Below are 2,129 nucleotides of genomic sequence, written 5' to 3'. Positions count from 1 at the left end.
AGGCTCGGGGAGCTCATCTTCATCTGGGGCGTTAAATACAGATCCGTCTTGAACGATAGCAGAAATTCTTCTTAGTCCTATTTTCCCTTGCTCTAGTAGCTCGCTTGAAATTTGAATATCCAAAACACCGTAAAGGTTGGAAAAAGAAGATATAGTTTTTAAATTTATATTTCTCTCAAGATACCTTTCTTGCTGCTCAAAGTGAATCTTATCGACACTCATTCCATTATACCAAACGACTTTTAAATTTTCAGCCATATCTGCACAAGCTTTCGTTTATTCTTTTACTACTAAGGATTTTGCTCCTAGAGCTTTTATATCCTTGTCCGATATGCTAAATATTAAATAATCCTCTTTTATGTCTGAAGTCTTTTTGAACTCCTTTATTTTAGTTTTTCCTTGATCAGCATAAAGCACCAATACACCTACATAAGGAACGTTTTCTTTGTCTATTTTCACGATAGACGCATTGGCATTTGGTTGAATTTGAAGTTTAATGGAGTCAATCTTATCTCTTCCTAGTACTTCGTTTTCTTTTGCAATAAGATCCATCTCGGTAGCCTCTTCAAACTTCTTAATATCGCTTAACTGATAAACTATAACAGTTATTGGAACATTATCGCCGCGATTATTTAAGTTTGAGTTAGGCATATTGTTTATGCCAACTTGTATCTGACCACAACCTACCATAAATATCATAAAAATAGTTGCTAAAAGCGCTTTTTTAAACATAACTAATAACCTTGAATAGTATATCTGTACAAGTATATCAAAGTAAATTTAAAATACTATTAAGGTAAATAATTTTATGATTTTAACTAATAATAGCTAGCAGATTTTAAATATATAGGGGTTTTAAATGCAGTTATATTATGAGTTGAATAACAATTTTTCCAATGATATTTTTTTGGATGAGCTTCAAGACGAGATGTCTAAATACAAAACACTAGCTCACGAAAGCATAAAATGGGATAGGGTTTTTGATTGTTCTTATCAAATTTTACAATCATTCTCTCTCGATACGAAATTTTTTAGCTTTTTGTGCATAGCGGCTACGAATATAAATTCCCCCAAAAACTATGAAATTCTGAAAGATGTTTTAGAGTTTTTTTTAGAAGTATTTAAAGATGATCCGCAAAGGCTTGGCCAAACGGAAAAACTACTAGCTATAAAAAGAAAAATTTTTATTAATTCATTGGACGGTTTTATAGAAGAATTGAATAAACAAAATTTGAATTGTCCTCAAAATTTTGTAGACTCCATGGTCTTTTTGCTAAACGAACTAGAAAAAATTATAGACCATAAATTTGTAAATATCGATATCTCGGCTTACTCGTCAAAGCAATCCGAATCTGAAAATGTACAACCGTCGCATACACAAATCGCCAACCAGCCTCAAAGTAATACGCATGCTACGCTTTCTTTGAATTTTGCAACTCATACGGATATTAAAGCCATCAATGATAGGGAATATAGAGACTTTTTTGTAAATTTATCTCTTGAGCTTCTTAAGGACGACTTACAAAACATAAACGCATATGCTATTTTTATGCAAGCGCTATGGGGCAGAATTAAGGCTTTGCCTACAAACAGCGATTTTATCTCGCCAGTTAGATATCCTGATCAAAATTTGATTATAAACATTAAAAATATTGAATCGCTGAATTTAGAAAATTTAATACTTTTTATACGAAATTTGGTCTTAAATCCTTTTTGGATAGACGGTTTAATGATATTTTGTAAATTTTTAAGAAAAAACAATCTATTTTTCATAGAAAATTATATATCAGAACAAACTGCCGTATTTTTAAACAACCATATAGATATACGAAAATTAAAATTTCAAAATTCGGAAGACATGTGTCCTAAAGAAACTTTTGATTTTTTTATGAGCCAAAAGAATACTAAACCAAAAAATACTTCCGACAAAAATATCAATGATTTAGATATAAATGAAATTTTAATAGACATAAATGCCAAAAATACAACCAACAACTCGAGAGAAAATTTAAACTCTATGCTTTTAATGGCGAGCGCCTTTTCCGACAAAGGCATGAAAAGTAACGCAAAAACCATATACGCTCAAATAGTAAATTTTATAGAAAATACCCAATTAAAAGAGTATCTTT

3 protein-coding genes are annotated in these 2,129 nt (G+C 30.7%); 1 reads left to right on the top strand and 2 read right to left on the bottom strand.

Features of this window, described 5'->3' with window-relative positions; translation table 11 throughout:
- Both tssK and tssJ read right to left on the bottom strand, forming a co-directional pair.
- The coding region (gene tssK / locus Q0200_RS05110; protein WP_297938571.1) for a type VI secretion system baseplate subunit TssK at positions 1-258 on the bottom strand (258 nt) is incomplete at its 3' end.
- Positions 259-276: 18 nt separating this feature from the next.
- Complete coding sequence (tssJ, locus tag Q0200_RS05105) at positions 277-732, bottom strand: type VI secretion system lipoprotein TssJ (RefSeq protein WP_122874659.1); 456 nt, start codon at positions 730-732, stop codon at positions 277-279.
- Positions 733-859: 127 nt separating this feature from the next.
- Here tssJ and Q0200_RS05100 point away from each other — a divergent pair.
- On the top strand, positions 860-2,129 hold a 1,270-nt coding region (locus tag Q0200_RS05100), incomplete at its 3' end, for a type VI secretion system domain-containing protein (RefSeq protein WP_297938564.1).

The organism is uncultured Campylobacter sp. (assembly GCF_938045225.1).
Taxonomy (GTDB): domain Bacteria; phylum Campylobacterota; class Campylobacteria; order Campylobacterales; family Campylobacteraceae; genus Campylobacter_A.
This window is presented reverse-complemented; position numbering and strand designations above follow the sequence as displayed.